This window comes from Hahella sp. NS-SX17 (assembly GCF_057367735.1).
Genome location: NZ_CM170632.1, coordinates 6,111,456 through 6,137,281 on the forward strand (window position 1 = coordinate 6,111,456; position 25,826 = coordinate 6,137,281).

A 25,826-nucleotide genomic window follows, 5' to 3' on the forward strand; every position below is an offset into this window, starting at 1 on the left:
ATAGCTGAGAGTTTAGATTTCGAATAGTTATTTAGAAAAATCTAAATGATTTAACGCTAATTTAGATTATTCTAAAATATTAGTCAATTCATGAGATGTGGCTCCAAATTATGCTGGATACCGAATTTGACCCCGAAGGTTTTGAAAAGGCTTTGTCATTAATCAAGTCCATGGACAATCGCAATCGATTGTTCATCCTTTGCCTGCTCTGCGACGGCGAACGTACAGTAACGGAAATGGCGGAAGCGACGGAGCTGAGCCTGTCCGCCATGTCGCAGCATTTAAGCGTGCTGCGTCAGGCGGATCTGGTGGAGACGGAAAAGTATCAACAGAGCGTGACTTATCGCCTCAAGGGCGATGAAGTCAAACAGATGATTGCGCTGCTGAAAAAGCTGTACTGCGACAGCGCCGCCAAATAGCGGCGCCTTTAATGACAACAATGTCAACGCGTTAGTGGGCCCCTTGAGGCGTTCCAACGCCACTGCGGGGTAATGGCTTCAGTTTCCACACTAAAGGAATCAACAGCGCAAACATAACCGCCAGCAGCTTAAAGCTATCCATGAAGGCAATAAAACGCGCCTGCTCAGCCACCTGCTGGTTAGCCATCATCAATGCGCGTGTAGCGTCGCCAGTAATCTGCTGCAACTGCATATAGTGCTGGCTCCAGACCTCACTGACCGGACTGGTGTTAGCCACCAGGTGACCGCGATTCACCGTCGCGACGCGATCCAGGAAAGTCATCAACAAGGCGATGCCGACGCCGCCTCCCAAATTGCGCATGAACGACAACATGGCCGCCGCCTGATTATTCGCCGAAGCAGGCAACCCGACATAAGCGCTGGAAGTCGTGGGAATAAACAGAAACGCCAGCCCCAGTGTTTGCCACACCCGGGCCATCGCCAATTGATCCCGACTCACCGACAGCGTCAGGTCGCCCAGATTCCAAAGCGCCAGACTGCTGACGCCTAAACCCAGCGTCAGCAAGATGCGGGAATCCACCGCGCCAACCAGACGTCCTACGACAGGCATCATAAACATAATCGCAAATCCGCCCGGCGACAGCACCAGACCCGCGTCGAAAGCCGAGTACCCCATCAACGTCTGCATCAGCAGCGGCAGCAAGGCAGTGGAGCCGAACAGCACAAAGCCCATCATAAACATGATGACATTCGCCATCGCGAAGTTGGGATAACGGTACAGCGTCAGGTCGACGATAGGATTCTTCTGATCGAAAGAACGCACGATATAGGTCAACAGCGCCACCACCACAATCACCGCCAGCGCCACGATCTGCGGCGAATCGAACCAGTCCTCCCGTTGCCCGGTGTCGAGCATCCATTGCAGACAACCTATCCCGATAGCGATCAGGGCGAAGCCGAAATAATCCACCTTGGAGCCGTCATGATTGGCGGGCTCATCCGGCAAATAACGTTTGACCAGCATGATCAGCACAATGCCGACCGGCACGTTGATCAGAAAGATCCAGCGCCAACTGAACTCATCCGTAATCCAGCCGCCCAGGGTAGGACCAATCGCCGGCGCCGCCACCACGGCGATACCGTACATGGCGAACGCCATGCCGCGCTTTTCCAAGGGGAAACTGTCCGCCAGTATCGCTTGAGATACCGGCTGCAACGCGCCGCCGGCCAGACCTTGCACGGCGCGGAAGATAATCAGCAACTCCAACCCTGGCGCCATGCCGCAGGCCAGAGACGCCAGCGTAAAACCGATTATGCTGCCGATAAAGAAACGCGTACGCCCAAAGTAGTCGGACAGCCAGCCGGCGATGGGCAAGGCGATTGCGTTGGTGACAAGGTAGGACGTCAGTATCCAGGTGGTCTCTTCCGGCCCCGCCCCCAGGCTGCCGGCAATATGCTGCAGCGAGACGTTGGCGATGGAGATGTCCAGCACCTCCATAAAGGCGGCGAGCGCCACCAGTGGCGCAATCAGCCAGGGATTAACGGTTTTCCGCCCCGCTTGCGCTGACATCAGGAGCCGCTGACATAGACAGTGGGAATGACCGACATGCCCGGCCACAGTTGCACCCCGTCGGGAACTTCATCAAAGATGATTTTCACCGGCACGCGCTGCACCACTTTCACGTAGTTGCCTGAGGCGTTTTCCGGCGGCAGCAGACTGAAACGGGACCCAGTGCCGGGCTGGAAGGACTCGACGTGGGCATTGAAGGTGACGCCGGGATAAGCATCGACGGCAATGCTGACCTTGTCGCCTACTCTTACGTCTCCGATCTGAGTCTCCTTGAAATTGGCTTTGACCCAGGCGTCGCCAGTCACTTCAATCGCAAAGTTGGTCTGCGGGCTGACGAAGCTGCCAGGATGCTTCTCCACCCGACTGATCCAGCCATTGGATGAGGCGCGAATTTCCGTCCACTGCAAAGCCAGACGAGCGCGCTCTTCATCCGCCTGCGCTTGCTTGTGCGCCGCCTCGCTTTGTCCAATCGCCGCCTTCAGAACTGCGATATTGCGTTCATCGGAGGCCACTGTTTTTTGTTGGGAATGAGCCGCCGCCACTTTGCTGGAGGCGACATCGATAGAGGCTTTTACAGTCTCCCGTTCCGCGCGCAGGGTGGCGAGATTGGTCTTCGCGTCTTCCAGCGCCTGCTCAGAAACCTGTTTGCGTCCGGCCAGTCGCTCATAGCGATCCACATCTCGCTGCGCCTGGGCAATTTGCGCATCCAGACGCGCCAGGTTGCTTTCATGATGCTGTTTCTCGGCTTTGGCGACGTCCACTTGAGCCGAAGCATCCTGCTTCCGTGCGTCCAGACGCGCCACGAATGCGTCCAGATCCGCCTGCGACTTCAACATCGCCGCCTGCTGCATGGCGACTCGGGCGGATGCGCTTTGCAATTCAGCTTCGTAGGGTTTGGGATCAATGCGGGCGAGCAGGTCTCCCGCCGCCACCTTCTGGTTATCGCTCACCAACACTTCCACCAACACGCCGGAAACCCGGGACGTCAGGAAGATAACGTCGCGCTCGACAAACGCATCGTCGGTTGAAACCTTGCCGGCATGCCAGAGGTAATAGCCGCAGCCAGCGACGCCAGCCAGTGCGAAAAACAACATCAATCGGATCATCTTCTTTGACATGGCGCAGTTCCACGTTCGCTAAACAGGTTCAGGATAAGGACAGAGCCCAGTGGCGGAATTTACAGTGCGGAGAGTCGGACTTTACCCCCAACTTCTGATTTTCAGCCGCCGTCAGGTTAAAATCAGGTAGATTGCAACTCAAAAAACTGAACCGTACAGTTCAGTTTTTGCATTCTACTCTGATATGACGGATAAGCACAAAGGCAATTTAACGACCACCATGGCACTTAACCCACAACGCACCGAGCATATTCTTGAAGCCGCCAAGAACGTTTTTCACCAAAGCGGATACGCCCGCGCCTCCATGGACCGGGTGGCGAAAGAAGCCGGGGTTTCCAAGGCGACGCTGTACAATCACTTCAAGAGCAAGTCAGTGTTGTTTCAGGCGGTAGTGTCGAGCGCCAGCGCCAGATTCATTCAGGAACTGAGCGATCTGCAGACCGACGAACGCCGCCTGGAGCCTGCCCTGCGCATCATCGCGGAACGTTTTCTCACCTTTCTGCTATGCCCGCATAATCTGGCGGCCATCCGCATGATTCTGGCGGAGATTCAAGCAGATCCGGAACTGGGGGCGGCCTTTTATCAGTCCGGCCCCGCTGTCGCGGAGAACGCGATTGGAAACTTTCTCGACAAGCGCATGCAGAAAGGCGAGATTCCACACACCGACGCCGGGCGCGCTGGGCGCCACTTCATGGCGCTGCTACGGGGGGACCTGTTCTGGCGCGCTCTGCTCGGCGTCTCGCTGCCGCAGGAAGAAGTCGACGCGCACCTGGACAGCGTAGTGAGGCAGTTCATGCAGGGGATCGCTGGGATGTCCGCCAATCGCGGCAGTGCTGATACTCGTAACAATCCAGCGTTTGATGCTTGAGAGTCGCCGCTTCCGAAATCAGCCCCGTCCGCCGGAAGCCGCATTTTTCCAGCACTTTGGAGGAGGATGGGTTGGCGACAGAGACGGAGGCAAACAGGCGGCGCAACCCCAGCCGGCGATAAGCCTCATCCATCAGATACCGCACGGCGCCAGTGGCCAGTCCTCTCCCACAATAAGCCTGCGCCACCCGGTAGCCGACCCAGGCGTCGCCGCTTTCGTGACAAATACTTCGTAGATTGGCCCGCCCCGCGACTACCTGACTTCCAGGGATTGAGGCGTCGTGCGCCCACACCAGTATGGGAAGCTGTCGGCCCTGCTCCCACCCTCGCAGATAATCTTCGATATGACCGGCCACGCCCTCCCTGCTGTAGAAGCCATCGGGCCGGGGTTCAATATAGGCTTCGAACCAGTCCCGGTTGCGCATCTCGAAGTCAAACAAAGGGTCCAGGTCATCCCTGGCCAATAATCTGCATTCCATGACATGTCCTTACTGTGAATCAGGCAGACAAATAGCTTCCTTCTATCTGTTTGTCTGCAACGACAGGGCCTGCACATGTGACTCTGTCTCCCATATACTGTCCGCGCTCAAGCATACACAGGACCCGATACGCCATGAAAGTCATCCGCAGCAAAGAGTTCACCGCGGACCGCCCCTGGGGCGCGCTCGACATCGCCAACATGAGTGGCGTCACCTGCCGCCTGCACTGGACGGATCAGCCGTACAAATGGCATGTTAATGATGGCGAAGAGGTTTTCGCCGTATTGGACGGAACCGTGGACATGCATTACAAGGAGCAGGGAGAGGTTAAAATCGCCACGCTGCAATGCGGCGACATATTCTACGCCGCAGCCGGAACAGAACATGTCGCACATCCCATCGGAGCCGCCAGAATTCTGGTCATAGAAAAAGAGGGCTCCGTGTAAGCCGCCCTCCCTTTCCCATGGATAAAACCACACATAGCTAGAGGAATACATGACGGATATCAGCATCAGGACCGCCACCGCGGACGACGCCGCACTCATCCTTAGATTCATCACCGAGCTGGCGATCTATGAAAAAGCGGAGCACGAAGTAAAGACTAACGTGGAAGAGATTCAGCGCTCTCTGTTCGGTCCCGACTCCACCACCCACGCCCTGATTTGCTCAGTAGATGGCGAACCCGTGGGTTATGCGGTTTACTTCTTCAACTATTCCACCTGGCTTGGCAAACACGGCGTCTACCTGGAAGACCTGTACATATCTCCTGAATGCCGCGGGGGCGGCGCAGGCAAAGCGCTGCTGCGGCATATCGCAAAAATCGCCGTCGCCAAAGGATGCGGCCGCTTTGAATGGAGCGTACTGGACTGGAACGAGCCCGCCATCAACTTTTATAAATCCATCGGCGCCAGTCCCATGGATGAATGGGTGACTTATCGTCTGACCGGCGACGCTTTGACCGACTTCGCCAACGGCTAAACAGAGAAGACGCCCATGCAACTTGACGCCACCGCAATCCGCGCACGCCTGCAAAGCCTCGGCAATGAGACAATTGCCGCGCACTCCCAACGCTTTTTCAAAACCGGGCCGGGTGAGTATGGCGCTGGCGACCAGTTCCTGGGCATCCGCATGCCAACCTTACGCAAACTGGCGTCCGAGTTTCGCGGCGTCAGTTTGCCGGAAACACTGCTGTCACTACAGTCGCCCTATCATGAAGAGCGCATGCTCGCCTTATTGCTGCTGGTGAAGCAATTTCAGAAAGGGGGGCGGGAACAAAAGCAGGCGGTATACGAGGCCTACCTGTCCAACACCCGGCTCATCAACAACTGGGATTTGGTGGACGGCTCGGCCCGCTTTATCGTCGGACCCTATCTTGAAGATAAAGACCGCCGCCCGCTCTATACGCTGGCGGCGTCACCCGACTTGTGGGAACGACGCATCGCCGTGCTGGCCACTTACCACTACATCACCCGCCGCGATTTCACGGATATTCTGCGACTCGCAGAAATCCTGCTACAGGATAGCGAGGACCTGATCCAGAAAGCCGTGGGCTGGATGCTGAGGGAAGTGGGCAACCGGGATAGGCGAACAGAAGAAGCGTTCCTGCTCAAACATTATCGCGCCATGCCCCGCACCATGTTGCGCTACGCCATTGAGAAATATCCAAAGGAGGAAAGAAAGCAGTATCTCCAGGGGTTGCGCTAACCCCAGACGTTAAGCGCACCAAGCGACTCAGCGACATCCGGCGCGCCATGCCCGGAAGCCGCAGGTTGCAACAAGAAGTAACGACTAAGGAACAGTATGTACACACGATATTCCAAAATCGCCCTAGTGTGGGCCGCCGCGCTATTCGCCACCCTGGTGGCTTTCAACAACCTGACGGATTACGGCTCCAACTTCGCCTTCGTCTCCCACGTATTAAGCATGGACACCACCTTCCCGGACAATCAGGGCATGTGGCGCGCGCTGACTTCTCCCGTGATTCACCATGGCGCATACGCCCTGATCATTGCAACAGAATCTTTGGTGGCGATTCTGTGCTGGATAGGCGGCTACCGTCTGCTCAAAAGCGCGCAAGACGCCGAGCGCTTCAATCAAGCCAAAGGACTGGCCATTGTTGGCCTGACCCTGGGTGTGATCCTTTGGTTCACTGGCTTTATCGCTGTTGGCGGGGAATGGTTTTTGATGTGGCAGTCCAAGATCTGGAATGGGCAACAAGGCGCGTTCCGCTTCACGGTCATTCTTGGCGTCACGATGATTTACCTCAATATGCCGGACACAAACACACAGTCTTGAGTCTGCGGATTTTGCAGCGCTCCCCTTTCTTTGCTATACCTTGAGCAGGGTTTCGGCGAGCGCTGAGCACACATTTTTATTGGGACCCAAGCATGTCACCACCTAAGCAACGCCCGCGTTTTCTGACGCTGCTCCTGCTTTTGCTACTGAGTTTCACCGCAACTGCAGATCATGAGGTTGTCTTCTACCTCGAAGACGAACCCATCTACACCAGTAACTCAACGCAATCACCCGGCTTTCTGATGGAAGTGGTGGGAGAAATGAACAAGCTGATGAAGTTGAAAGTCAGCGCTAACTTCCTGCCTTGGAACCGGGCCCAGTATATGGCCATTAAAACGCCCAACGCCGTCATTTTCCCTCTCAGCCGCACCCAGGAGAGAGAGCCCAACTATACCTGGATCTGCAAAGTCTTTGATGTGCCCGTGATGTTTATCACCAAAGAAGGCCGTGCGCCTATCAACGACTTTCACACCGCGCGGGAAATGCGGGGGATTGGCGTCATTATCGGCACGCCACAGGAAGAGATGCTCAAAGCTGAGGACGTGCCCTATATCGCGCTGACCGGCAAGCAGCTTTATAGGGCTTTGGCCGACGATCAGGTCAAAGCCATCTATACCGCCAAACCTGAGGCCATATTGGGCTGGAAGCAAGGAGAGTATTCACAGAACCTGCAATACGGGCGACCATTACAGACGCTGCCCCTATGGATAGCCGCCAGCAAATCGTCTCCTAACGTCAAAGTGCAGGAATGGAACGATGCGCTGGAGCAGCTCAAAACATCAGGGGTATTCGATAGCCTGCGAAAAAAATACTTCGGCGACGACCCCAGACTGTTCAACACCGCTCAGGACTCAGACTCTTCCCCCCCTCCCAGCAATTGAGGATACTTGCGTAACGCGGCGCGCAGTTGGTGGTAGGTCAGGCCCAGCGCCTCCGCCGCTCGTTTCTGGTGAAACTGGTTGGCCACAAGCGCTTCTGCAATCAAGCGCTGCTCGAACTGCGCCAGACGGGTGCGCAAATCCAGGTTCTCAGTCTCCTCTATGGTTTCTCGCTCAGGCTGCACGGCTTTTGACTCCGCCGACCGAGACGTCTGTTCGACGGACTCCGTCGCTGACGGCCGCCAAGGGCTCTCAAAAGGATCAATCACGACTTCCCTCAGCATTTGTTCCTGGGCGCCATGTCGATAAACGCTGCGTTCAACGACATTTTTCAGCTCGCGCACATTGCCGGGCCAGTGATGTTTCATCAATTGATTCATGGCTTCAGGGGCGAAGCCGGCGAACCAGTCATATCCCAGCTCAATACTCATCTTCAGCGCGAAGTGCTCCGCCAGCTCGCGAATGTCGTCTTTGCGATAACGGAGCGGCGGCAGACTGATCACATCGAAGGCGAGCCGGTCCAATAAGTCGCCGCGAAAGCGACCGTCCGCCGCCATGGCGGGCAAGTCCGCATTAGTGGCGGCGACTACCCTGACATCCACCTGTAACGTCTTGTTGCCGCCGAGGCGCTCGAAACGGCCGTACTCAATCACCCGCAGCAGTTTTTCCTGCACTTGCATGGAAGCAGTCGCCAATTCATCCAAAAACAGCGTGCCGCCATCCGCCCTTTCGAATAAACCCGCCCTGCCCCGCGTAGCCCCCGTGAAGGCGCCCGCTTCATGGCCGAACAGTTCAGACTCCAACAGCGTTTCGCTCATCGCGGCGCAATTCACTTGCAGATAAGGCTGCTCCCAGCGGGAAGAGAGATAATGCAGACGCTCCGCAATCAATTCCTTCCCCGTTCCTCGCTCGCCGATAATCAATACCGGCCGGTTCAGCGGCGCCACCTGAGACACCTGCTGCAGCACGCGATGCAGCTCTTCCGAACTGCCTATCAGAGTTTGTCGTCGACTGTCCATAAAAAACCATTTATTAGCCAATAAAGCCAAAAATAAGCTTTATAAGTCACAAAAGACAACTAATAAATGCGAAAGAATCGCCCAAAAATCGAATAAAACAATTATTTTCAGCAACTTACAGAGGTTGGCACAAGTCTCGCTATAGCTTAAGCAACGTTACAACCGACCTCAAAAGCCAAGACGCGCTTATAGAGAGTGCGCAGGCGACACAGCAAAGGAGATAGATTTATGGGTATTTTCTCTCGTTTCGGCGACATCATTAATGCAAACCTGACCGCCCTGCTCGATCGCGCGGAAGATCCCGCCAAAATGATTCGCATGATGATTCAGGAAATGGAGGAAACGCTGATCGAAGTGCGCACCACCTCCGCCCGAGTCATCGCTGATCGCAAAGAATTAGAACGGCGCATGGATTACCTGCGTCAGGAGTCCGAAAACTGGGAAGGCAAAGCCCGTCTGGCTCTGAGTAAAAACCGCGAAGACCTCGCCCGCGCCGCTCTGGCGGAAAAAAGCGCCATTGAAGAAAATCTGCAGATCGCCGGCAAAGAGTTGAAGGCGATCGAGGAACAGCTCGAAGTGCTGCACGAAGAGATCGCCCAACTGCAGCAGAAGCTGGACGACGCCAAAGCCAAGCAAAAATCCCTGGTGGTGCGCGAGCAGACAGCCCGCTCCCGCATGGATATCCGTCGCTCCAGTAATCGCGACAAACTTGAAGAAGCCTTCAACAAGTTTGAAGCCTACGAGCGTAAAATGGATGATATGGAAGCGCAGGTTGAATCCTATGATCTCGGCCGCACCGGCTCTCTGATGGATGAGTTTTCCGAGCTGGAGCGTAACGATAAGGTGGAGCAGGCGCTGGCGGATTTGAAAGAGCGCATGAACGCCAATAGCGGGAGTAAAAGCTAATGTCATCCATCATGGTTTTCTTTTTCGTGCCGACGGTAATCTTCCTCAGTCTGGTCGCCCCGATCTGGCTGATCCTGCATTACCGGACCAAGAGCAAGATACGCCGCAGCCTGTCCGAAGACGAACGCGACCTGCTGGAAAGCGCGTTAAGAACGGCTGAGCGCCTGGAGCAGCGTATCAACGCGCTGGAAACGATTTTAGATGCGGATCATGGCGGCTGGCGCACCTACGACAACCGTCACGACCGTCCGCAGCACCATTAAGGAGTACGCCATGAACGAAGCCAACAAGCAAAACGGCTACAACCGTAATCTGTATCGAGACCCCGACGCAGGCTGGATCGCCGGCGTCTGCGCCGGCCTGGCGGAGAGTTACGGACAGCCAGTATGGCTGGCGCGCATCGTGATGCTCTCGGTCTTTATTTTCAGCGGCAGCCTCGGCGTTCTGCTTTACATCGCCGGCGTCGTATTACTGGCGAAGCGCCCACGTAACAGCTATGCGCCAAGCCATGGACGTCCGCTGTTTGATTACGGCGAAAGCGCTTCTGATCGCGCCCGTCAGCTGAAGGAACGTATGCGTGCGCTGGAGATGCGTTTGCAGTCGATGGAGCGTTATGTGACATCCAACCGCTTTAACGTCAACAAAGAGTTCAAGAACCTTTAACGCGGTGGCGGTAATACGGAAGCAAAGAAGGACTCATGAAGTCTGGAAAGAACCAACGGGGCGCAGTGGACGCCCCGTTTTTCTATGCGCCAACTTATTTGGATTTCTTCACGTACTTGGTAAGAATTACGATCTGCTGACCGTTAACCCGACCTTCGATATGCTCAGGATTATCCGCCACCAGTGAGACGCCGCGTACGGCAGTGCCGCGCTTGGCGGTGAAATTAGCGCCTTTCACGTCCAGGTCTTTGATCAAAGTGACCGTATCTCCCGCTTCCAGCACAGCGCCATTGCTGTCCCGGTGACACACCGCCTCTTCCTTTGCTTCGCCCTCACCCGTCGCCTTCGCCCACGCCAGCGTATCATCGTCCAGATACAGCATGTCGCTCAAATCCTGAGCCCAAGGCTCCGCGCTCAAACGCTTTAGCATACGCCAGGCCATTACCTGCACAGCGGGAACCTGACTCCACATGCTGTCGTTCAGGCAACGCCAGTGATTAACTTCCAGCGTGTCCGATTCATCCATCTGCCCCTGACACACCGCACACGCCAGAATACATTTCTCAGCGGAACCATCGGACGCAGGCGGCACTTCATAGATCCCGAGATTATCCGTTGCGCCGCAAAGTTCGCATTTTGATTCGCTGCGCGCATGCAATGTCTGTTCTGTACTCATACCTTATCACTCACATCTGAATTTAAATCCGGGACCAGCGCCAAGCGCCGACAAGGGGCGCAAAGATAGCAGATTGAAAGCGCATTTTGACATCGATTTAGTAAGGATAAACGCAATGCAGATCAATAAACGCGGTCAAAATCGGTCAAAAAGCTTTCCTGCACTAAAAGCATCCCTATAATGCCCCGTCTAACAAGGCCGCCCAAGGATCTGACCCGCAACAGGAGGATAAAACATGCGCCCACAACACACAGCCGTCGCAACAATACTCGCCAGCCTGCTGCTGACCGGTTGCGACAATCTGATCGGTTTGGCTGGAGAAAAGCTGCAGAAATCACACCTGATAGATACCTGCGGCGAAGACGACCCCGCCTGCATCACAGCCGTGGAAGCCCAGTTCGACGCCTGTCACGCCAAGCACCAAAAACACTGGAACGCTTTCCTGGAAACAACAAGTGAAAAAGAAGAAGACCTGCACCTGGAGCGTTACTCACAAGGCTTATATGAGTGCATCGTTGACGAAAACAGCGACCCTTATTTTTATTATGATCCTGATGCTTGAGGCTTTCTCACTTGCAAGATTCGCTTAGCCGCCCCCGCCTCCTACTTCAAATGACTTAGCCCTTATAACCGATTCAGTCCCGTCGCCACCAGACTTACAATTTAAGTTGCTTTATTTCAGTTTGTAACACTTACAAACCAAACGCGTACCAGTTCCTCCTCAGCTTAGGATTAGACGTCGGAGAAGTGTTAATGAAAGAAATCCCTCGCTTTCAGCAGTTGCAACGTAGTTGTCCTGGTTATCGTCACTATTATTCACTGGCGGACTGCGCTATAGACGACTCAATTTATCAAGCAATTCTACGTAGCGATAACGATAGCATGTGTCTCTTTCGCGATGTCGGAAGCACATTACGTGCAGCATCACCCCACTTGATCGAACTTGGCGCAAATACATTCACACAATGGTATTTCCATAAAGGCTGGGGAAGAAACTGGGGTATATTCATTGCTAGCTATAAACCAATCCGAGCCTTAGCCCATCACTTTAGAAAACTCAACCGGGTGCTCGGGCCGAATAATGAAAAGTGGTTGTTTCGTTATTACTCCCCTAACATCCTCCGTGAATTCTTGCCAATCTGCGATCAAGAGCAGTTAGAAAGGATAATAGGGGATATCGGATCATTCTGGCTGGAAGATAGAGACGATGCTTATTCATTGTGCTACCAGCGCAACTTCAAAAACCTACGTCAAACAAGACGAAGCCTTGATGGCGCTTCGGTTGAGAAAACAGACATAACTCTCTCATCAGCACATTCCGCTAGCAACAACGATATCTATCTGAAAATTAGCCAATACCAATACGAGCGCCTAGCTGAAATTCCACGACGAAAGTTCATATGTAAACTTGCAACAGACTTTAAAGACTGTTATCCCCAACGCCTGCAATTTTATGACCTGAATACGTTACAACAACGTATTGAAATGGCTTTACAACAGATGAACATATTAGGCTTGAAAGCACGCCATGAAGCCTACTACTACATAAGTGCTTGCATAACTTTCGGCTGGGACTTTCTCTCTAACCCTAAACATTCGTGGATCAGAAAGCGCTTTATTGACAATTGGGAGCTAGGCTCTAAGAGTTCCCAAGTTGAAGCGCTATATCGCTTTTGCCGCAGTCTCCCCTTACAAGAAGAGGCGCTGTCATTATGAGCGTCAAAGACCTTGAAGCAATAATTGCAGAAGAGAGACAAAGTCCAAATGAGATTGACAGTGGAGTACAGCAGTGCAAATTAAGTAATGCCTCCACTGCCATTCCCAAAATTTCCTACCCCCCACCGATGGAGCTGACGCCAACTCGCACGCCATTACCATCACATCTTGAGGGGTTTGGCAAAATTCCAGCTAACGACCCAAGATGGGCAACATCTCTCAGAGGGATCGCTAGCGCCTTTGGTAGGGTAGTCAGTACGACAGCAGGAGTAGTCGCAGGCGTTTTGATTACAGACAATTCCGTCTTCACTCAGGAATGGAGTGAAGGAGACATATCATACGCCTATAATGAAGACGACTTTACATTGATTGGCACTGACGCTTACGGAATCGCCACTCGGTACAAAGTCTACCCAGATGGCGAAATATGGTCGCAAGATGGAGTGATAGTCGGGACAGCGGATGAAAACGGAAAAATCTTCCCCGTCGACCCTCAGGATGACGTAAATTACAGAATGTGGGTAGCAAATGGTGGGGAAGATAGTTTTGAGGTATGGAAGGCTAAGGGCAAACCTAAAAGCACAATCGAACTTGAAGATAACTCGGCAGCCAAAAGCAATAATATTGCAAATGATATTGATAAAAAAATTTATAGCTTTTTCCCACAGCAGTCCACAAAAATTAAAAACGTCGACCACAAGTTAGTCGATGATGTTTTTAAAAGTAAGGATTCGGGAAAACTGATAGAATTTTTTAAGAAGTTAAGAAAGGAAAATGGCCTAAACTCTGCAAAATCAAGCAGGGCAAACCTAGCACTAATAGATTTTGACTTTGGCAATGGCTATAAAGGAAATGTTGTTATTCAAAGCGGAATAGACGTAGTCCCAATAGAGCAGAGAAAGTTACTTGATGGACTCAACAACTACAACAACAAAGAAGGTTTTTTCACGTATATTGAAGACCCAAGAGGTGTTCGAGTTCAAGACAGAATAAATGATTCAGAAAGAATTGGCCTGGAATCTTTATTAAACATAATAGAGAAAAACAAATTCGATTCATCAAAAATCAGAATATTATCCGAGTTAGAAGTATGCCAGCAGTGCGAAAGTGCGGTAAGCAACTTTAACAAAACAAATGGCGGCGCACATAAAGTTACTGAAATATTAACCTCTGGCCACACTGCAAAAACGCCAGATGTGAAACGCCTTTTCACGGAGTAAAAAATGACTACCAGCTTCAAAAAGCAGCTCAATGATAATTTGGAAAAACTGATAAACAAGCATTTAATAAGAGAATATGCCGGCTTAGATGAAAAAGAAATTCATAAACTAGAAGAATATGCTTGCGGAAAACTTCCACAAATTTATAAAGAATTCCTTATAACTTGCGGAAAGGAGCCATCCAGCTATTTCAAGGAAGTTTCCATTGATCTGTACCCTGACTTATTAGAACTCAAAGATGTATTTGACGAAGCTAACTCAGAAGCAAAATCCCCTGTGACGCTAGAAAGCGACGCATTTCTTATTGGCGAATACTCCGGCGAGCAATTCTGGTATTTCAAAATGAGCGATGGTAACGACCCTGCTGTATACTTTTTATCAATATGGGACAACCATACATACAAAGAAGATGTCTATCTATCAAACTTCCTGCTATCGATTTCTGGTGTAAGGACATAGCAGGATAGCCTAAATCTAATGCAACTCAACTTACCAACAAATACTTGGCGTTACAAAATAGGGCTAGCATGCTGGGATCTAGAGGTAATGCACCCTGGATTTATAAGCAGTGATTTAGATAAGCAAACTCTCCTTAGAACATCTGTCTCAAGCATACTCAGTTCTCTTGGCGACTTTGCCAAACTGGGAAATCTGTCGATTACGACAAGCTCTGTAGGAGAGGATGCTGCGCAGTTTAAGCCTGATGCCAGTGAAGAATCACTGGAAAACTTCCTGCTCAATTACCACGACATTTTAGAGGTAGAGGCAGACTTGGATTTAAGCCTAATAGGCAATGATGGCATTGAAAACTGGTTAAAAGGAGGAGTTACGCTCTGGTTTCAGTTAGAAGATGAGACAGATAGAAGCTCACCCTTACGTTTACTTGTGTCCCTAAACGTAGATATTTATTTTTCAAAAACATCTGGCGAAATAAAAGACAACCATGCTCTTTCATCAATGAATGCGCCTCGACTTAACAACTTCTTAACCAGACTGACAAAAGAACAAGCAAAAATAATGGATATAGATGCGCCAGGATATTTGGGCCAAATTGATAAAAGGGGGTTAATAAAGCCAACATGACCCCAGGCGAATTTAAAATAGCAATTATCGAAAATGAGTTAGCTACCGCAGATGAGCTAATTGGCGCAGCGCCCAGCGATATTATAAACTGTAGAAGTTCAGGTCTGATCTGAACTTCTACACATAATGGGTGTTTTCAGCGCGGAGATAACTTGTCTTCTTGTATATTTGTCGCTCATAAAATCCTATTAAAGGCGGACCGAATTCAAACCAAGTAACGTAAAGCGCTTTTGTGATTTAGAGGCGCATTCCCATCCAGATTACGGCTTCCGTGCATTGGCTGATCATGTTGTAGTAGGGTCGATAGAAGATGCAGTCCTGATTAGCTTCCATTCCAGCCTGTTGGTGTTCTTCTTCATCTTTTACGATCTTGGCTACGGCGTCATAGGCGGCTTGGTCGCCCAGTTTTTCCAGCGCCTGAAGTTGCTCGCGTAAGTGTTTCAGAACCACGGTTTCCACTGCCGCGGTGCAGGCCAGCACTGAATTTTTGCCCAGCAGACCGGAGATCAGTCCCAGCACAAAACCGCCTACGCCACACAGCCAAAGACTGGAACAGCGACGAATGCCCCGACGTTTGAGTTCGGCGCCAAAAATGCGGTGATGCTCTTTTTCATGGACTAAAAATTCTTCCAGAAGCCCCAGATGCTTGGCGCCAGTGAAACGTGCGACGGCAATCTGCGCGCGATAGATGTTGATGGCGCCGAATTCGCCGGCGTGGTTAACCTGAAGAATTTTACCCGGTGTATTTTTAGACCCGTCTGCGACGGAGGTGAGGTCCATGATTGGCAGCTACTTCTGATTACGACTACTGAGCCGCATACGATATCCGCAGTCTGGATATTAAACAAGCAAAGGCGCCGTTCAGGCGCCTTTGGAGTTGTATTGATCTACACAGTGCTGACGGTTACAGACCAAATTGCTCGAAGTACGCCTTATGGCTCTTGGAGAACTCGTAATTGTTGAACTTGTCCCAATTGATAGACCAGGTCATCAGTCCCCGCATATTGGGATACACGCCTTTAGGCTGATAAGTTCCGCAGTTCTCTTTCTTCATCAGGCAGTCCAGCGCGGTTTGCACATCTTGCACGGAAGTAAAGCCGCCGCCGGCGTTAACGCTGGCCGGAAGACCAATCGCGATCTGGCTCTGCTTAAGCGCAGGAAACATCATGTTGGGGTCTTTCTGCACCGGGAAGCCCGCCAATAACATATCGGTCATCGCCACATGGAAATCCGCCGTGCCCATGGTGTGGTACTGGTCGTCCAGTCCGACTATAGGTCCTGAGTTGTAATCCTGCACATGCAGCAGCGTCAGGTCGTTACGCATCGCGTAGATTACCGGCAGATACGCGCCACACCGAGGATCGGCGCCGCCCCATTGACCACTGCCATAGAAGCTATAGCCGTTCTGCACAAAGAAGGTCTCCGGCGCCATGGTCAGCACGAAGCCTGCGCCATACTTGGCCTTAAGCTCTTTCAGGGCGGCGATCAGGTTGACGATAACCGGCGTGGTCGGATTACGGAAATCATTGTCGCCGGAGTCCAGATACAGCGAGTGTCCTTCAAAGTCGATGTCCAGACCGTCCAGACCGTATTTATCGATAATCGCCGACACGGAACTCACAAACGCGTCTTTCGCTTCCGTGCTGGTTAACTGCACCTGCCCGTTGGCGCCGCCGATGGAAATCAGCACTTTTTTGCCCTTGGCCTGTTTGGCGCGAATCGCGGCTTTGAACTCCGCTTCAGACTCCACATTGGCGCACTCGGATACGGGACACAAATGGAACTCCACCTCACCAGAGGTTGGGGACGTTGGTTCTGCGAATGACAGGTTTATCACATCCCAGTCATTGGAAACGTCGGCCATACGCACGTAGCCTGAACCATTGGCGAAGCTCGCATGCAGATAACCGATCAGGGCGTGTTTGGGCAACCCGCTGACAGGACCTGGGCCGCCATCGTCAGGATTGTCTCCATCGCCATCTCCCGGGTTATCACCATCGCCGTCCCCCGGGGTATCCCCATCACCGTCGCCGGGATTATCCCCGTCGCCGTCTCCCGGATCGTTTCCCCCGTCATCGCATTCGCCTTTTTGCTCCCATAAGGTTGGCGTAGAAGCCGGGTTCCAATTGGCGCCCACATGCGCGGTGTGAGTCACCAGCGCGGTGTACACGGACCCGCTGTATGACGCTACATCCCCAGCCTGATAGGTCACACCCTCCCGCCACACTGCGCAACTGGACGGGTCTGTTGGATCAGTCGGATCAGTAGGGCCACCCGGGTCGGTGGGGTCCGTTGGATCAGTCGGGTCTGTGGGACCACCGGGGTCGGTGGGGTCGGTGGGATCGGTCGGCGCGCCACCGTCATCATCGCAGGCGCCAATGTCTTTCCAGACGCCCCATTGGCCGGACTGAGAAGGCGTCTCGCCCTGAGTCCACCATTTCGCCTCATAAATCTTACCTTCATAGCTCACTTTCATGCCCTGGGTGTATACCGCAGATGCGCTCCAGACGGTAACATCGCAGGCGCCTGGGTCAGTCGGGTCAGTCGGGTCAGTCGGGTCAGTCGGGTCAGTCGGATCGGTTGGATCGGTTGGATCGGTTGGATCGGTTGGATCGGTTGGATCGGTTGGATCGGTTGGATCGGTTGGATCGGTGGAACCGCTTACCACATCCCATATAGTTTTCATCAAGGACGTGTCGTCATGGGTATCCTGGGAAATCTCCCAGAACATGACGCCCCCAGCCTCCGCCAGAGCCAGCTCCGCTTTGGCGCGAATGGTAGGCTGGCCGTTGTAATCCAGGCCGCCGGCGTCATCGCGCTGGGCTGCGGAAGTGCCGTAGCGGGCGATCACGTCCTTGTAGGCCACCCAGTCTTTATGGGAATAGAAAGGAACGCCAAGGACGGCTTTCTCCTGGGGCAGTCCTTCGTTGAATTTCCAGTGACTTAACGCACTCTGAGCATGCTCATAAGTGGAGTGCGGGTAGCCCAGGTCGTACACCATCAAATTCAGAAAATCGACGCTTCTGATTACGTCAGCGTCTACGCTGCCGGGAAAATCTGTGGCGGTGACGGCGGCAGTCAGTATTTTGCCTTTCGCGTGTAACGCCTCGCCAAGCTCCCGCATCAGCACCTTGAAATTATTCGCTTCCGCGCCCGCTTCGGGGTACTCCCAGTCCAGATCGACGCCATCCAGACTGTATTGGTCCACCATGCTCATGAGATTCTGGATAAACGCAGCGCGGGTTCCGCTGTTTGCCGACAAAGCCGCGAAGGCGGAGTCGTCGCCATCGTTCCAACCGCCGACAGCGATCTGTACTTTCACCCCGGCGGCGTGCGCCTGCTGCACCAGGGCGCTCAAACGCTGCGTACCGCCTTCAAGCGGTTGTAAGCCGCCACTGGCGGTGGGAAGCACAAAGGAATAATTGATATGAGTGACTTTGTCATAAGGAATGCTGTTCACATCCCCCTGCCAGGTGGGGAAATATCCCACCACCTTGAACTCCGCCAGCGCTTGACCGGCCATCAACCCGGTCGTCAGCGCCAGCGAGAGCATACCTGTTCTCTTAAGTGGATTCATCTTATCACCCTTCCATTGACTATTCTCGCCTCATTGGTACGCCAATGGTTATACATTGGGCAACCCATTGGTATCATCCGGAGTTATGATTTTTTCTATGCTATTTGGGTGATGGCTTGTTTACGCTTATCGAGGCTGCAAGGCGCGCCGCAGAGCCTCTGGGTATGAACTACACTTGTTTGATATTTCTCGCGTAACTATTTATTAATCAGGCAGAAAAATAGACTTCTTCTATTTGTCTGCTGCGACAGGGTCTGCGCATGTCAGGACCTGTCTTCCGCGGCTAGCCGCGCAGACGCATCCATGCGCCTGATTATTAACATGTTAATAACAATAAGGTTCTGGGAAGACAGTCATAACGTAAAGGAATTCCGGCGACGCCTGCATGCGCAAAACTTCCAATCGAATACTTTCCGCACTGTTGCTGATAACAATGGTCGCGCTGGGGGCCACGCTGTTCCAGCACTGGCAGTTGCATTTCGTCAGTGACATGTCGAGAAAAATCATCGAGCAGGACAGACTGCTGTTCAAACACATCGATCAGGTGGGCCTGGGCTTCGTACGGCTCTACGCCATCTTGGAGCGCCTGCCTTTGGAGCCTGCGCCAGAAGCCCACCGCGCAGCGCAAACGCGCTTTTCCCAAAGCTATAGAAACCTGTCAGAACTGATAAATAGTTCGCCTTCACGGGCGATCATGGAAAGCACCGCCGCCATCGATGATGAGCTGAACGGACATCTGCGGGAAATCGCCTTACTAGGGGAACAGATGTTTCAATACATGGAATCTGCGTCGCCGGGCGCCGCCATGAATATTCTCCATGAAAAAATATCCCCTCTGCGCGATAACGCCATTAATCTGTTGCACCGTCAGCAAGAACTTGCCGATCAGTACGTGCATCGCTCCTCCCAAACCATTGAGGAAAGACTGCGTTTTATCGAAAGCGTCACTATCCTTAGCGTCGCCATATTACTCATTACCTGCCTCGGCTCAGGCTTCCGATTAACTCACACCATCATCCGTCCATTCCGTCGGGTAACGCGGCATCTTCGCGCCATGCAGGATCAGCCCCAGTTCATCAATCTGCCGGAAAAAGATCGCGACGACGACCTGGGGCTGTTTATACGCACGCTACATAACCTCCTGCAGCGTTTACAGCAGGCCAATCAATTGCTGGCGGGAGCTAAAAATGTAGCGGAAAGCGAAGTGGAGAATCGGCGCGAGGCCGAGCGACAGACCCGCGTGCAAAAGGACATGCTGGCCAGCATTATCGACCACATCCCCGTCGCGGTTTTCGCCAAGGACGTCAAAAACAACTACCGCTTTTTGATATGGAACAGCCAGGCGGAAAAGCTGTTTGAAGCGAACCGCGACGATATCATCGGCAAGACTGACTACGACATTTTCCCCAACAAGGAAGAAGTGGATTTTTTCCGCAGCATTGATCAACAAGTCATGCAGTCCGGTGAGGTGGTGAATGTGGAAGTGGAGCCCATCACGACATCTCGCGGCACCTGGCTGGCGCACACCACTAAAGTGCCCATCTTCGATGACAAAGGCGAGCCGGAAACGCTACTCGGGATACTGGAGGATATTACGGAAAAGCAACGGGCTGACGAGCAGTTGCGAGAATACGCGCAACAACTGGAGCGACAAACCCGGGAATTGACCATCGAGAAGGAAAAAGCCGTGCGCGCCAACCGGGTAAAGTCCCAGTTTCTGGCCAACATGTCCCACGAGCTGCGCACCCCGGTGCACGCCATTCTCGGCTTCACCAGCCTGTGTCTGAAGCGGGTGAAAAATTCGGACGAACTGGTTTACGAACACCTCAGCGAAGTCAAAACCAGCGCCGAGGGCCTGTTGGAGCTGCTGAATAACCTGCTGGATCTCGCCAAACTGGAATCCGGCCGCATGACTTACACTTTCACCTCCGTGGATATCCTCTCAATACGGGATAAGCTCTTGAAGGAACTTCGCCCGCTATGGGAAAAAAAGGCGCTGCAGATACAGATCGAAGATTCACTGGACTCTCCCTTTGTCGTTTGCGATGGCGCCAAAATGACCCAGGTCTTGCGCAACCTGCTCAGCAACGCGATCAAGTTTTCCCCGCAACAAGGCGCAATCACCCTCCGCATCGCCCATCGCACGCCGGATATATATGAGCTGCTCGGGCTGCATGGGTTGACGCTGGAGCGGTTAAACGAGAAGACCGCCTCACTGCTGCAGCAGCCGGACAGGCTCGTTGAACTCTTCACTTCTCCCGCCCCTTGCCCGAATGAGCCTGGCGTCTCAGCGGAATTCCCCTATTGGCCGCTCCAGGAAGAAAGCTGCCTGACGGAAACGCTGAGACGGCTGAATCTGGAGCTGCCCTGGGATGAAAGCCATTCAGCCATCTATTTGGTTCAGGAAGGCGACGTGATTGCTCCCACCCACCTGGAAGGCGCCTGCCCCCCGTCAGGCGCTGGCCAAGCCTACGCTTGCAACTGGCCCCGCGCAGGCGGACTCAGCCAACGCAAGGCGGAAAAGCTGGCGAAGCTGGCCCGGCAAGCAGGAGCGCTGGAAAGGCCGTGTTGGAAATTAGCGGATGTTGGGGAGTTGCAAAGAAAAGTTGTGGGGCTGACGCCACTCCCCCATGGATCGCAAAACAACATATTGCTGCTAGAGTTATCCTTAATAGACACAGACGAACCAGTGTTCGCCTTTAGCGTCTCCGACCAGGGCGCCGGCATTCCTGAGGCGGAACTGGAAACCATCTTCGACAAATTCGTACAAAGCAGTAGTACAGACACAGGCGCAGGCGGAACCGGGCTCGGTCTGGCGATATGTCGCGAGATCGTCAAAGCGCATCGCGGGCTCATATACGCCCGCAATCATGAACAGGGCGGCGCCGATTTCATCGCGCTGATTCCGGAAGCGGCGCCCTCGCCCACCTGAAAGCAAGGATAAGAACCGTCAGTATGCACGAACAAATACTTGCAATAGACGACGATGAACGCAACCTGAGGCTGATCCGCGCCTATCTCGCGGACACCGGCTTCGAGTTGATCACCGCTGGCGACGGCGTGGAAGGCTGGGCGACGCTGGAGCGCCATCTTTTCAAAGTGGACCTGATCCTGCTTGATCGAATGATGCCGAAAATGGACGGCATCGCCTTCCTGAAACAGCTCAAAGAGCACGCCACCGGCAAAGACATCCCCGTGGTCATGCAAACCGCTGCGGCGGAGTCCAGCCAAGTCCGGGAAGGCATAGAAGCCGGCGCCTACTACTACCTCACCAAACCTTACGAAGAAGAAGTGCTGATATCGATCATCAAGGCGGCGCTAGAGTTTGGTAAAGAGTCCCGCAAACTGTTGCTGGAACTGGGTAAAAACAAAACCCTGCGCAACATGGCGCGTCATATCACCCTGAGCTTTTCTACGGTGGAAGAAGCCGAACAGGCGTCGACCCTGCTGGCGGACCTGTTCCCCTTTCCCCCTAAAGTGGTTACCGGCCTGTCCGAGCTGCTGGTGAACGCAGTAGAGCACGGCAATCTCGGCATCACCTACGACGAAAAAACCGACCTCAACTTACGCGGCGAGTGGATGGACGAAGTGCAACGCCGCCAGAAACTGCCGGAAAACAAGGACAAACGCGTGCAGGTGGACTTTGAAAAGTCTGAGATGGCCATCACCGTCACCATCACGGACGAAGGCCCCGGATTTAATTGGCGGGAATACCTGCAAATCAGTGTGGAGCGCGCCACGGACAACCACGGCCGCGGCATCGCCATGGCCAACCTTTTGAGCTTCGATGAACTGACTTATGAAGGAGACGGCAACCGGGTCGTCTGTAGAGTGCTCTTATAAACGTTCATACAAAACAGCATTGGCCAGAGTTCACAGGAAAAAAATCAATCGACTCCGTGATTTCTACCATTCCCACAAACGCAAATAAGAATCATTATTGACAGCTTCTATTTTTTATTAAATGATAATCATTATCATTTATTGTCGATAGTGGTCGTTTGTGTCGCATATATCTCACCCTTATCTCGTTATCACATTGTCTGTTCCCCTCTTTCTCGCGCTGCCTCAACGGGCGCTGGGAGAACAGACGGCATCCGCAACCCTGCTGGACACAGTGGTCGTCACCGGCACCCGTAGCGAAAAGCTGCTGATGGAGACGCCCGTGCGCACGGAAGTGGTGACGCGGAAGGATATAGAACGCAAGCACGCCCGCGATGTCAAAGAGGCGCTGGAGGACGTTCCCGGTCTGCTGCTGAAAAGAATCCACGGTAAAAGCGGCTATGAAGTCTGGTTACAGGGACTGGACAGCAATCGGGTCAAAGTCCTGATCGACGGCGAACCCGTCGCCGCCAGCACCGGCTCCAGCGTCGACGTCACCCAGATCGGCAGCCTCAATATCGAACGCATTGAAGTGGTTAAAGGGGCCACCTCCGCGCTGTACGGCAGCGCCGCCATGGGCGGCGTCATCAACATCATCACCCGGGATATTGAGCCAGGGCTGCACTACGAAGCCTTGGCCGAGGGCGCGAGTTTCGGCCAGGACAATATCGGCGGCGACACCGCAGACATCGCCGCAAGGCGGGCCTCCGCCAGGCTGTCCGGCCGTGAAGGCGCCTGGTACGGCGCGCTCAGCCTGGACTACCGAGACAGCGATGGCTTCGACGCCACGCCGGAAAACTGGACCACTCAAGGCGCAGAAGGCGATCGCGCCGACTGGTCCGCCCGCGCAGGCTGGCGTCCCGATCAGAATCAATCCTATGAACTGCTGGGCGGCTTTTACCGCGAAGACCTCAATAACCGTATCTCCGCCAATGCCGCCGGTAAGGAAATTCGTAAGGTCAAAGAAGAAGAGGCGGAACGCACTCGTCTGGGCGCTTCCGCATCCTGGCGCACCGCCGCCGGAGACTTCAAAGGACGCCTGCTGCAAGAGCAGTTCGACAACGTCACCTATCAGGACGCCATCGCCACCGCCGCCAAGGAAGACCGCCGCAGCGCCAGCATGGAGACCCGCAGAGCGACGCTGGACTGGACCTACGCTTTGAATGACGACCACCTGCTTTCCGCGGGCCTGGAAGGTTTTGAAGAGACGCTTGAGCAACGCCACGACGACCTGGTGGAAGTGCCCGCTGGAACAGACCGCCATAGCGTCGAGTTCTACCTGCAGGACGACTACTTCGTTAACGACCGTCTGGAAATCACCCCCGGCGTGCGCTTGCAACGGGACAGCGACTTTGGCTCTTACGCCGCACCGAAGATTAATGCGCGCTACGAACTGATGCGCGAAGACAGCCTGACCCTGTTTCTGCGCGGCGGCGTAGGCCGCGGCTATCGCGTGCCCAATCTGAAAGAGCGTTACTACGTGTTCGATCACAGCCACCTGGGGTACATGGTGTTGGGCAATCCAGACCTGCAGCCGGAAAAGTCCACCAGCTATCAGTTGGGATTCGGCGTTTACGGTGATCAAGGCGCTTATGCGGATCTCAATCTGTTTTACAACGACATCACCGATCTGATCGAAACCGCCTTCGACCCGGAAGCGACAGCGGATCGGGGGGACGGAGTCTCCGTACACCGCTACACCAACATCGCCGAGGCTAAAACCATGGGCGCGGAGATCAGCGCAGCCTATCCGTTGACCCAGCAATGGAAAGTCCATGGCGGCTACACCTGGATGGACAGCGAGGACAAACGCACCGGCCTGGAATTGCCGAAGCGCCCGCGACACCAGGTAAAGCTGGGAACTGACTACACCCTGCCTACATGGGGGACACAACTGTCTCTGGACGGCGTATTTCAATCCCGGGAGTTCATTGACATCGCTGGCTCCATGGAGTCGCCGTCCTGGAGCACGTTCGACTTCAAGGTGAACCAGCCTCTGTCCTGGGGCGTCACCCTGTTCGGCGGCGTCGACAATATCACCGATACCCAGCGGGATTTCAGCGACGCCAGCGACTTCCGTCCGGACGAAGGACGATTTTTCTACCTGGGCGTGCGCATCAAAGGCTGACGCCTGCGCCCCGGACACAACTCAGCAATACGTTAATAACCAACACACACCAAAAGCACAAAAAGGCAACGCTATGAAACCAGTCTCCCCCACCCTCGCAGTTAAATCCGGCGCCATCGCCGCCGCTCTGATATTGCTCAGCGCCTGCTCCAGCGGCGGAGGCTCCGGCGATCCCGACAACAGCACGCCAACAAATGGCGACAACGGCTCTACGCCAGATAACGGCTCCAACGCCGACTACAGTTCGCTGATCGTCGACGCAAGCAGCCGCGACGCATACGCTTACGTCAACCTCGCCACCGGACAAACGCTAACGTTGACGGATGCGGAAGCCGCCGCTTCCACCGACTGGCATATCGGTTTCCGCCGTACTGGCGTCGTGCTCAACGGCGGCGCGTCAGGCCCCGGTCAGGTGCGCGGCGCGCTCGCTGCAGCGCAACAGGACTTCTACACAGATAGCGGCGATCCCAACGCCAACGTATTCCTCAACGCCACGCCAGACTCAGAAGAAGAGCACCTGCTCGCGGCGGTGAACACCGCTGATCTGACCTTCACCAGCGACAGCGTGCTGAGCGCCATTACCGCCTCTGGAGACAGAACCGGCAATGTCATGGACCTGGGCTGGTATAACTACGATATCTCCACTCACACCGTGTCCCTGAATGACGCCAACGGCTGGCTGCTGCGCTCTAACTCCGGCGCCAGCTACGCCCGTTTCCACGCCACTGCGTTGACCTATACCCCTGGCGCCAATCTGGACGTGACTTTCAGTTTTGACGTACAGCCTTCCGATGCAGCGGGCTTTACCGGCAACGCCACTTTCGCCGCCTCTGTTCCGGTCAGCGGCGGCAGCCAGTGCTTTGATTTCGATGCTGACGCAACCGTTGACTGCGCCGGCGCAGACTGGGACCTGAAACTGGAAATCAGCGGATTCAACTGGACTCTCTGGACCAACAGCGGCCCTTCCGGCGCGGGCGCTGGCGGCGCTTTCGGCCCTCTTCCCGTGGCTGACCTGAATAACTATGTATCCGGCACGCAGTCCGACACCGGCGCGGACATCAGCATGCACTACCTAGCCGACGCCACCGCAGGCATTTTCGAAGCGTCGCCCTGGTACGCGTATAACCTGCAAGGCCAGCACAAAATCTGGTCCAACTACCGGGTCTACGTGATTGAAACTGAAAACGGCGGCGATGACGCCACCAAGTACAAACTGCAAATCACCAACTACTACTCCGACGCGGGAGAAAGCGGACATCCCAATATCCGCTTCACGCCAGTCGCCAAATAATCCGCTATTCCACAGGAACCACAGCACAATTAACGAGGT

General features: G+C 53.9%; 26 protein-coding genes. 19 read left to right on the forward strand and 7 right to left on the reverse strand.

Annotated elements, in window-relative coordinates; genetic code table 11:
- Nucleotides 1–110: 110 nt before the first annotated feature.
- The gene (locus AC2IBB_RS27265) at nucleotides 111–419 is read left to right on the forward strand and encodes an ArsR/SmtB family transcription factor (protein WP_486329843.1); all 309 of its coding nucleotides are present in this window, start codon (nucleotides 111–113) and stop codon (nucleotides 417–419) included.
- A 31-nt stretch (nucleotides 420–450) separates the two neighbouring features.
- On the opposite strand, the gene AC2IBB_RS27270 is transcribed toward AC2IBB_RS27265, so the two are convergent.
- Together AC2IBB_RS27270 and AC2IBB_RS27275 are read right to left on the reverse strand one after the other, a co-directional pair.
- A complete protein-coding gene (locus AC2IBB_RS27270) occupies nucleotides 451–1,989 on the reverse strand; it encodes a DHA2 family efflux MFS transporter permease subunit (protein WP_486329844.1) in 1,539 nt (512 codons plus the stop codon).
- Nucleotides 1,989–3,107: an HlyD family secretion protein gene (locus AC2IBB_RS27275; RefSeq protein WP_486329845.1), complete on the reverse strand. Its 1,119-nt coding sequence runs from the start codon at nucleotides 3,105–3,107 to the stop codon at nucleotides 1,989–1,991. The genes AC2IBB_RS27270 and AC2IBB_RS27275 overlap by 1 nt, the downstream gene beginning before the upstream one ends.
- Before the next feature lie 184 nt (nucleotides 3,108–3,291).
- Between AC2IBB_RS27275 and AC2IBB_RS27280 the strand changes: the two genes are divergently transcribed.
- Nucleotides 3,292–3,975 (forward strand): TetR/AcrR family transcriptional regulator, encoded by a 684-nt coding sequence (locus AC2IBB_RS27280; RefSeq protein ID WP_486329846.1) that lies wholly within the window; start codon nucleotides 3,292–3,294, stop codon nucleotides 3,973–3,975.
- Here AC2IBB_RS27280 and AC2IBB_RS27285 read toward each other — a convergent pair.
- Nucleotides 3,899–4,453 carry a GNAT family N-acetyltransferase gene (locus AC2IBB_RS27285; RefSeq protein ID WP_486329847.1) on the reverse strand — a complete coding sequence of 185 codons (555 nt, stop codon included), beginning with the start codon at nucleotides 4,451–4,453 and terminating at the stop codon, nucleotides 3,899–3,901. The two genes, AC2IBB_RS27280 and AC2IBB_RS27285, sit on opposite strands and share 77 nt — an antisense overlap.
- A 134-nt stretch (nucleotides 4,454–4,587) precedes the next feature.
- Here AC2IBB_RS27285 and AC2IBB_RS27290 point away from each other — a divergent pair, with 134 nt between their 5' ends.
- The 5 genes from AC2IBB_RS27290 (at nucleotide 4,588) to AC2IBB_RS27310 (ending at nucleotide 7,629) form a co-directional block, all read left to right on the forward strand.
- Nucleotides 4,588–4,899 carry a cupin domain-containing protein gene (locus tag AC2IBB_RS27290; protein ID WP_486329848.1) on the forward strand — a complete coding sequence of 104 codons (312 nt, stop codon included), beginning with the start codon at nucleotides 4,588–4,590 and terminating at the stop codon, nucleotides 4,897–4,899.
- Between the two features lie 49 nt (nucleotides 4,900–4,948).
- Entirely contained in the window at nucleotides 4,949–5,431 is a 483-nt protein-coding gene (locus tag AC2IBB_RS27295; protein ID WP_486329849.1) for a GNAT family N-acetyltransferase, read from the forward strand.
- Nucleotides 5,432–5,446: 15 nt separating this feature from the next.
- A complete protein-coding gene (locus tag AC2IBB_RS27300; RefSeq protein ID WP_486329850.1) occupies nucleotides 5,447–6,157 on the forward strand; it encodes a DNA alkylation repair protein in 711 nt (236 codons plus the stop codon).
- A 96-nt stretch (nucleotides 6,158–6,253) separates the two neighbouring features.
- Nucleotides 6,254–6,748 carry a DUF2165 family protein gene (locus tag AC2IBB_RS27305; protein WP_486329851.1) on the forward strand — a complete coding sequence of 165 codons (495 nt, stop codon included), beginning with the start codon at nucleotides 6,254–6,256 and terminating at the stop codon, nucleotides 6,746–6,748.
- A 92-nt stretch (nucleotides 6,749–6,840) separates the two neighbouring features.
- The gene (locus AC2IBB_RS27310) at nucleotides 6,841–7,629 is read left to right on the forward strand and encodes a substrate-binding periplasmic protein (protein ID WP_486329852.1); all 789 of its coding nucleotides are present in this window, start codon (nucleotides 6,841–6,843) and stop codon (nucleotides 7,627–7,629) included.
- Here AC2IBB_RS27310 and pspF read toward each other — a convergent pair.
- On the reverse strand, nucleotides 7,593–8,645 hold the full coding sequence (pspF, locus tag AC2IBB_RS27315; protein WP_486329853.1) for a phage shock protein operon transcriptional activator: 1,053 nt from the start codon (nucleotides 8,643–8,645) through the stop codon (nucleotides 7,593–7,595). The genes AC2IBB_RS27310 and pspF overlap by 37 nt on opposite strands.
- A gap of 228 nt (nucleotides 8,646–8,873) precedes the next feature.
- Between pspF and pspA the strand changes: the two genes are divergently transcribed.
- Genes pspA through pspC form a run of 3 tightly spaced genes read left to right on the forward strand, consistent with a single transcriptional unit; the run spans nucleotide 8,874 to nucleotide 10,214 of the window.
- Entirely contained in the window at nucleotides 8,874–9,551 is a 678-nt protein-coding gene (gene pspA, locus AC2IBB_RS27320) for a phage shock protein PspA (RefSeq protein WP_486329854.1), read from the forward strand.
- On the forward strand, nucleotides 9,551–9,814 hold the full coding sequence (pspB, locus tag AC2IBB_RS27325) for an envelope stress response membrane protein PspB (RefSeq protein ID WP_011399173.1): 264 nt from the start codon (nucleotides 9,551–9,553) through the stop codon (nucleotides 9,812–9,814). Before pspA ends, pspB begins: the two co-directional genes overlap by 1 nt.
- Nucleotides 9,815–9,824: 10 nt before the next feature.
- A complete protein-coding gene (gene pspC / locus AC2IBB_RS27330; RefSeq protein WP_486329855.1) occupies nucleotides 9,825–10,214 on the forward strand; it encodes an envelope stress response membrane protein PspC in 390 nt (129 codons plus the stop codon).
- A 94-nt stretch (nucleotides 10,215–10,308) separates the two neighbouring features.
- Here the strand turns inward: pspC and AC2IBB_RS27335 are convergent, their stop codons facing one another.
- Complete coding sequence (locus AC2IBB_RS27335; RefSeq protein ID WP_486329856.1) at nucleotides 10,309–10,890, reverse strand: PhnA domain-containing protein; 582 nt, start codon at nucleotides 10,888–10,890, stop codon at nucleotides 10,309–10,311.
- Nucleotides 10,891–11,125: 235 nt separating this feature from the next.
- On the opposite strand from AC2IBB_RS27335, the gene AC2IBB_RS27340 reads away from it, so the two are divergent.
- The 5 genes from AC2IBB_RS27340 (at nucleotide 11,126) to AC2IBB_RS27360 (ending at nucleotide 14,909) form a co-directional block, all read left to right on the forward strand.
- The gene (locus AC2IBB_RS27340; RefSeq protein ID WP_486329857.1) at nucleotides 11,126–11,452 is read left to right on the forward strand and encodes a hypothetical protein; all 327 of its coding nucleotides are present in this window, start codon (nucleotides 11,126–11,128) and stop codon (nucleotides 11,450–11,452) included.
- Between the two features lie 191 nt (nucleotides 11,453–11,643).
- Nucleotides 11,644–12,606: a DUF4123 domain-containing protein gene (locus AC2IBB_RS27345; protein WP_486329858.1), complete on the forward strand. Its 963-nt coding sequence runs from the start codon at nucleotides 11,644–11,646 to the stop codon at nucleotides 12,604–12,606.
- A complete protein-coding gene (locus AC2IBB_RS27350) occupies nucleotides 12,603–13,826 on the forward strand; it encodes a hypothetical protein (RefSeq protein WP_486329859.1) in 1,224 nt (407 codons plus the stop codon). Before AC2IBB_RS27345 ends, AC2IBB_RS27350 begins: the two co-directional genes overlap by 4 nt.
- Before the next feature lie 3 nt (nucleotides 13,827–13,829).
- The gene (locus tag AC2IBB_RS27355) at nucleotides 13,830–14,285 is read left to right on the forward strand and encodes an SMI1/KNR4 family protein (RefSeq protein ID WP_486329860.1); all 456 of its coding nucleotides are present in this window, start codon (nucleotides 13,830–13,832) and stop codon (nucleotides 14,283–14,285) included.
- 18 nt (nucleotides 14,286–14,303) lie between these two features.
- Entirely contained in the window at nucleotides 14,304–14,909 is a 606-nt protein-coding gene (locus AC2IBB_RS27360) for a hypothetical protein (protein WP_486329861.1), read from the forward strand.
- A 237-nt stretch (nucleotides 14,910–15,146) separates the two neighbouring features.
- Here the strand turns inward: AC2IBB_RS27360 and AC2IBB_RS27365 are convergent, their stop codons facing one another.
- A complete protein-coding gene (locus tag AC2IBB_RS27365; protein ID WP_486329862.1) occupies nucleotides 15,147–15,689 on the reverse strand; it encodes a demethoxyubiquinone hydroxylase family protein in 543 nt (180 codons plus the stop codon).
- Nucleotides 15,690–15,813: 124 nt separating this feature from the next.
- Nucleotides 15,814–18,486 (reverse strand): glycosyl hydrolase family 18 protein, encoded by a 2,673-nt coding sequence (locus AC2IBB_RS27370; RefSeq protein WP_486329863.1) that lies wholly within the window; start codon nucleotides 18,484–18,486, stop codon nucleotides 15,814–15,816.
- A 385-nt stretch (nucleotides 18,487–18,871) separates the two neighbouring features.
- Between AC2IBB_RS27370 and AC2IBB_RS27375 the strand changes: the two genes are divergently transcribed.
- The 4 genes from AC2IBB_RS27375 to AC2IBB_RS27390 all read left to right on the forward strand — a co-directional run bounded on the left by AC2IBB_RS27375 (nucleotide 18,872) and on the right by AC2IBB_RS27390 (nucleotide 25,787).
- Nucleotides 18,872–21,418: an ATP-binding protein gene (locus AC2IBB_RS27375; RefSeq protein ID WP_486329864.1), complete on the forward strand. Its 2,547-nt coding sequence runs from the start codon at nucleotides 18,872–18,874 to the stop codon at nucleotides 21,416–21,418.
- Nucleotides 21,419–21,441: 23 nt separating this feature from the next.
- Nucleotides 21,442–22,329, forward strand: coding sequence for a response regulator (locus tag AC2IBB_RS27380; RefSeq protein WP_486329865.1), 888 nt, complete (start codon nucleotides 21,442–21,444; stop codon nucleotides 22,327–22,329).
- Between the two features lie 160 nt (nucleotides 22,330–22,489).
- Entirely contained in the window at nucleotides 22,490–24,496 is a 2,007-nt protein-coding gene (locus tag AC2IBB_RS27385) for a TonB-dependent receptor plug domain-containing protein (RefSeq protein ID WP_486329866.1), read from the forward strand.
- A 73-nt stretch (nucleotides 24,497–24,569) separates the two neighbouring features.
- Entirely contained in the window at nucleotides 24,570–25,787 is a 1,218-nt protein-coding gene (locus AC2IBB_RS27390; protein ID WP_486329867.1) for an HmuY family protein, read from the forward strand.
- Nucleotides 25,788–25,826 lie beyond the last annotated feature (39 nt).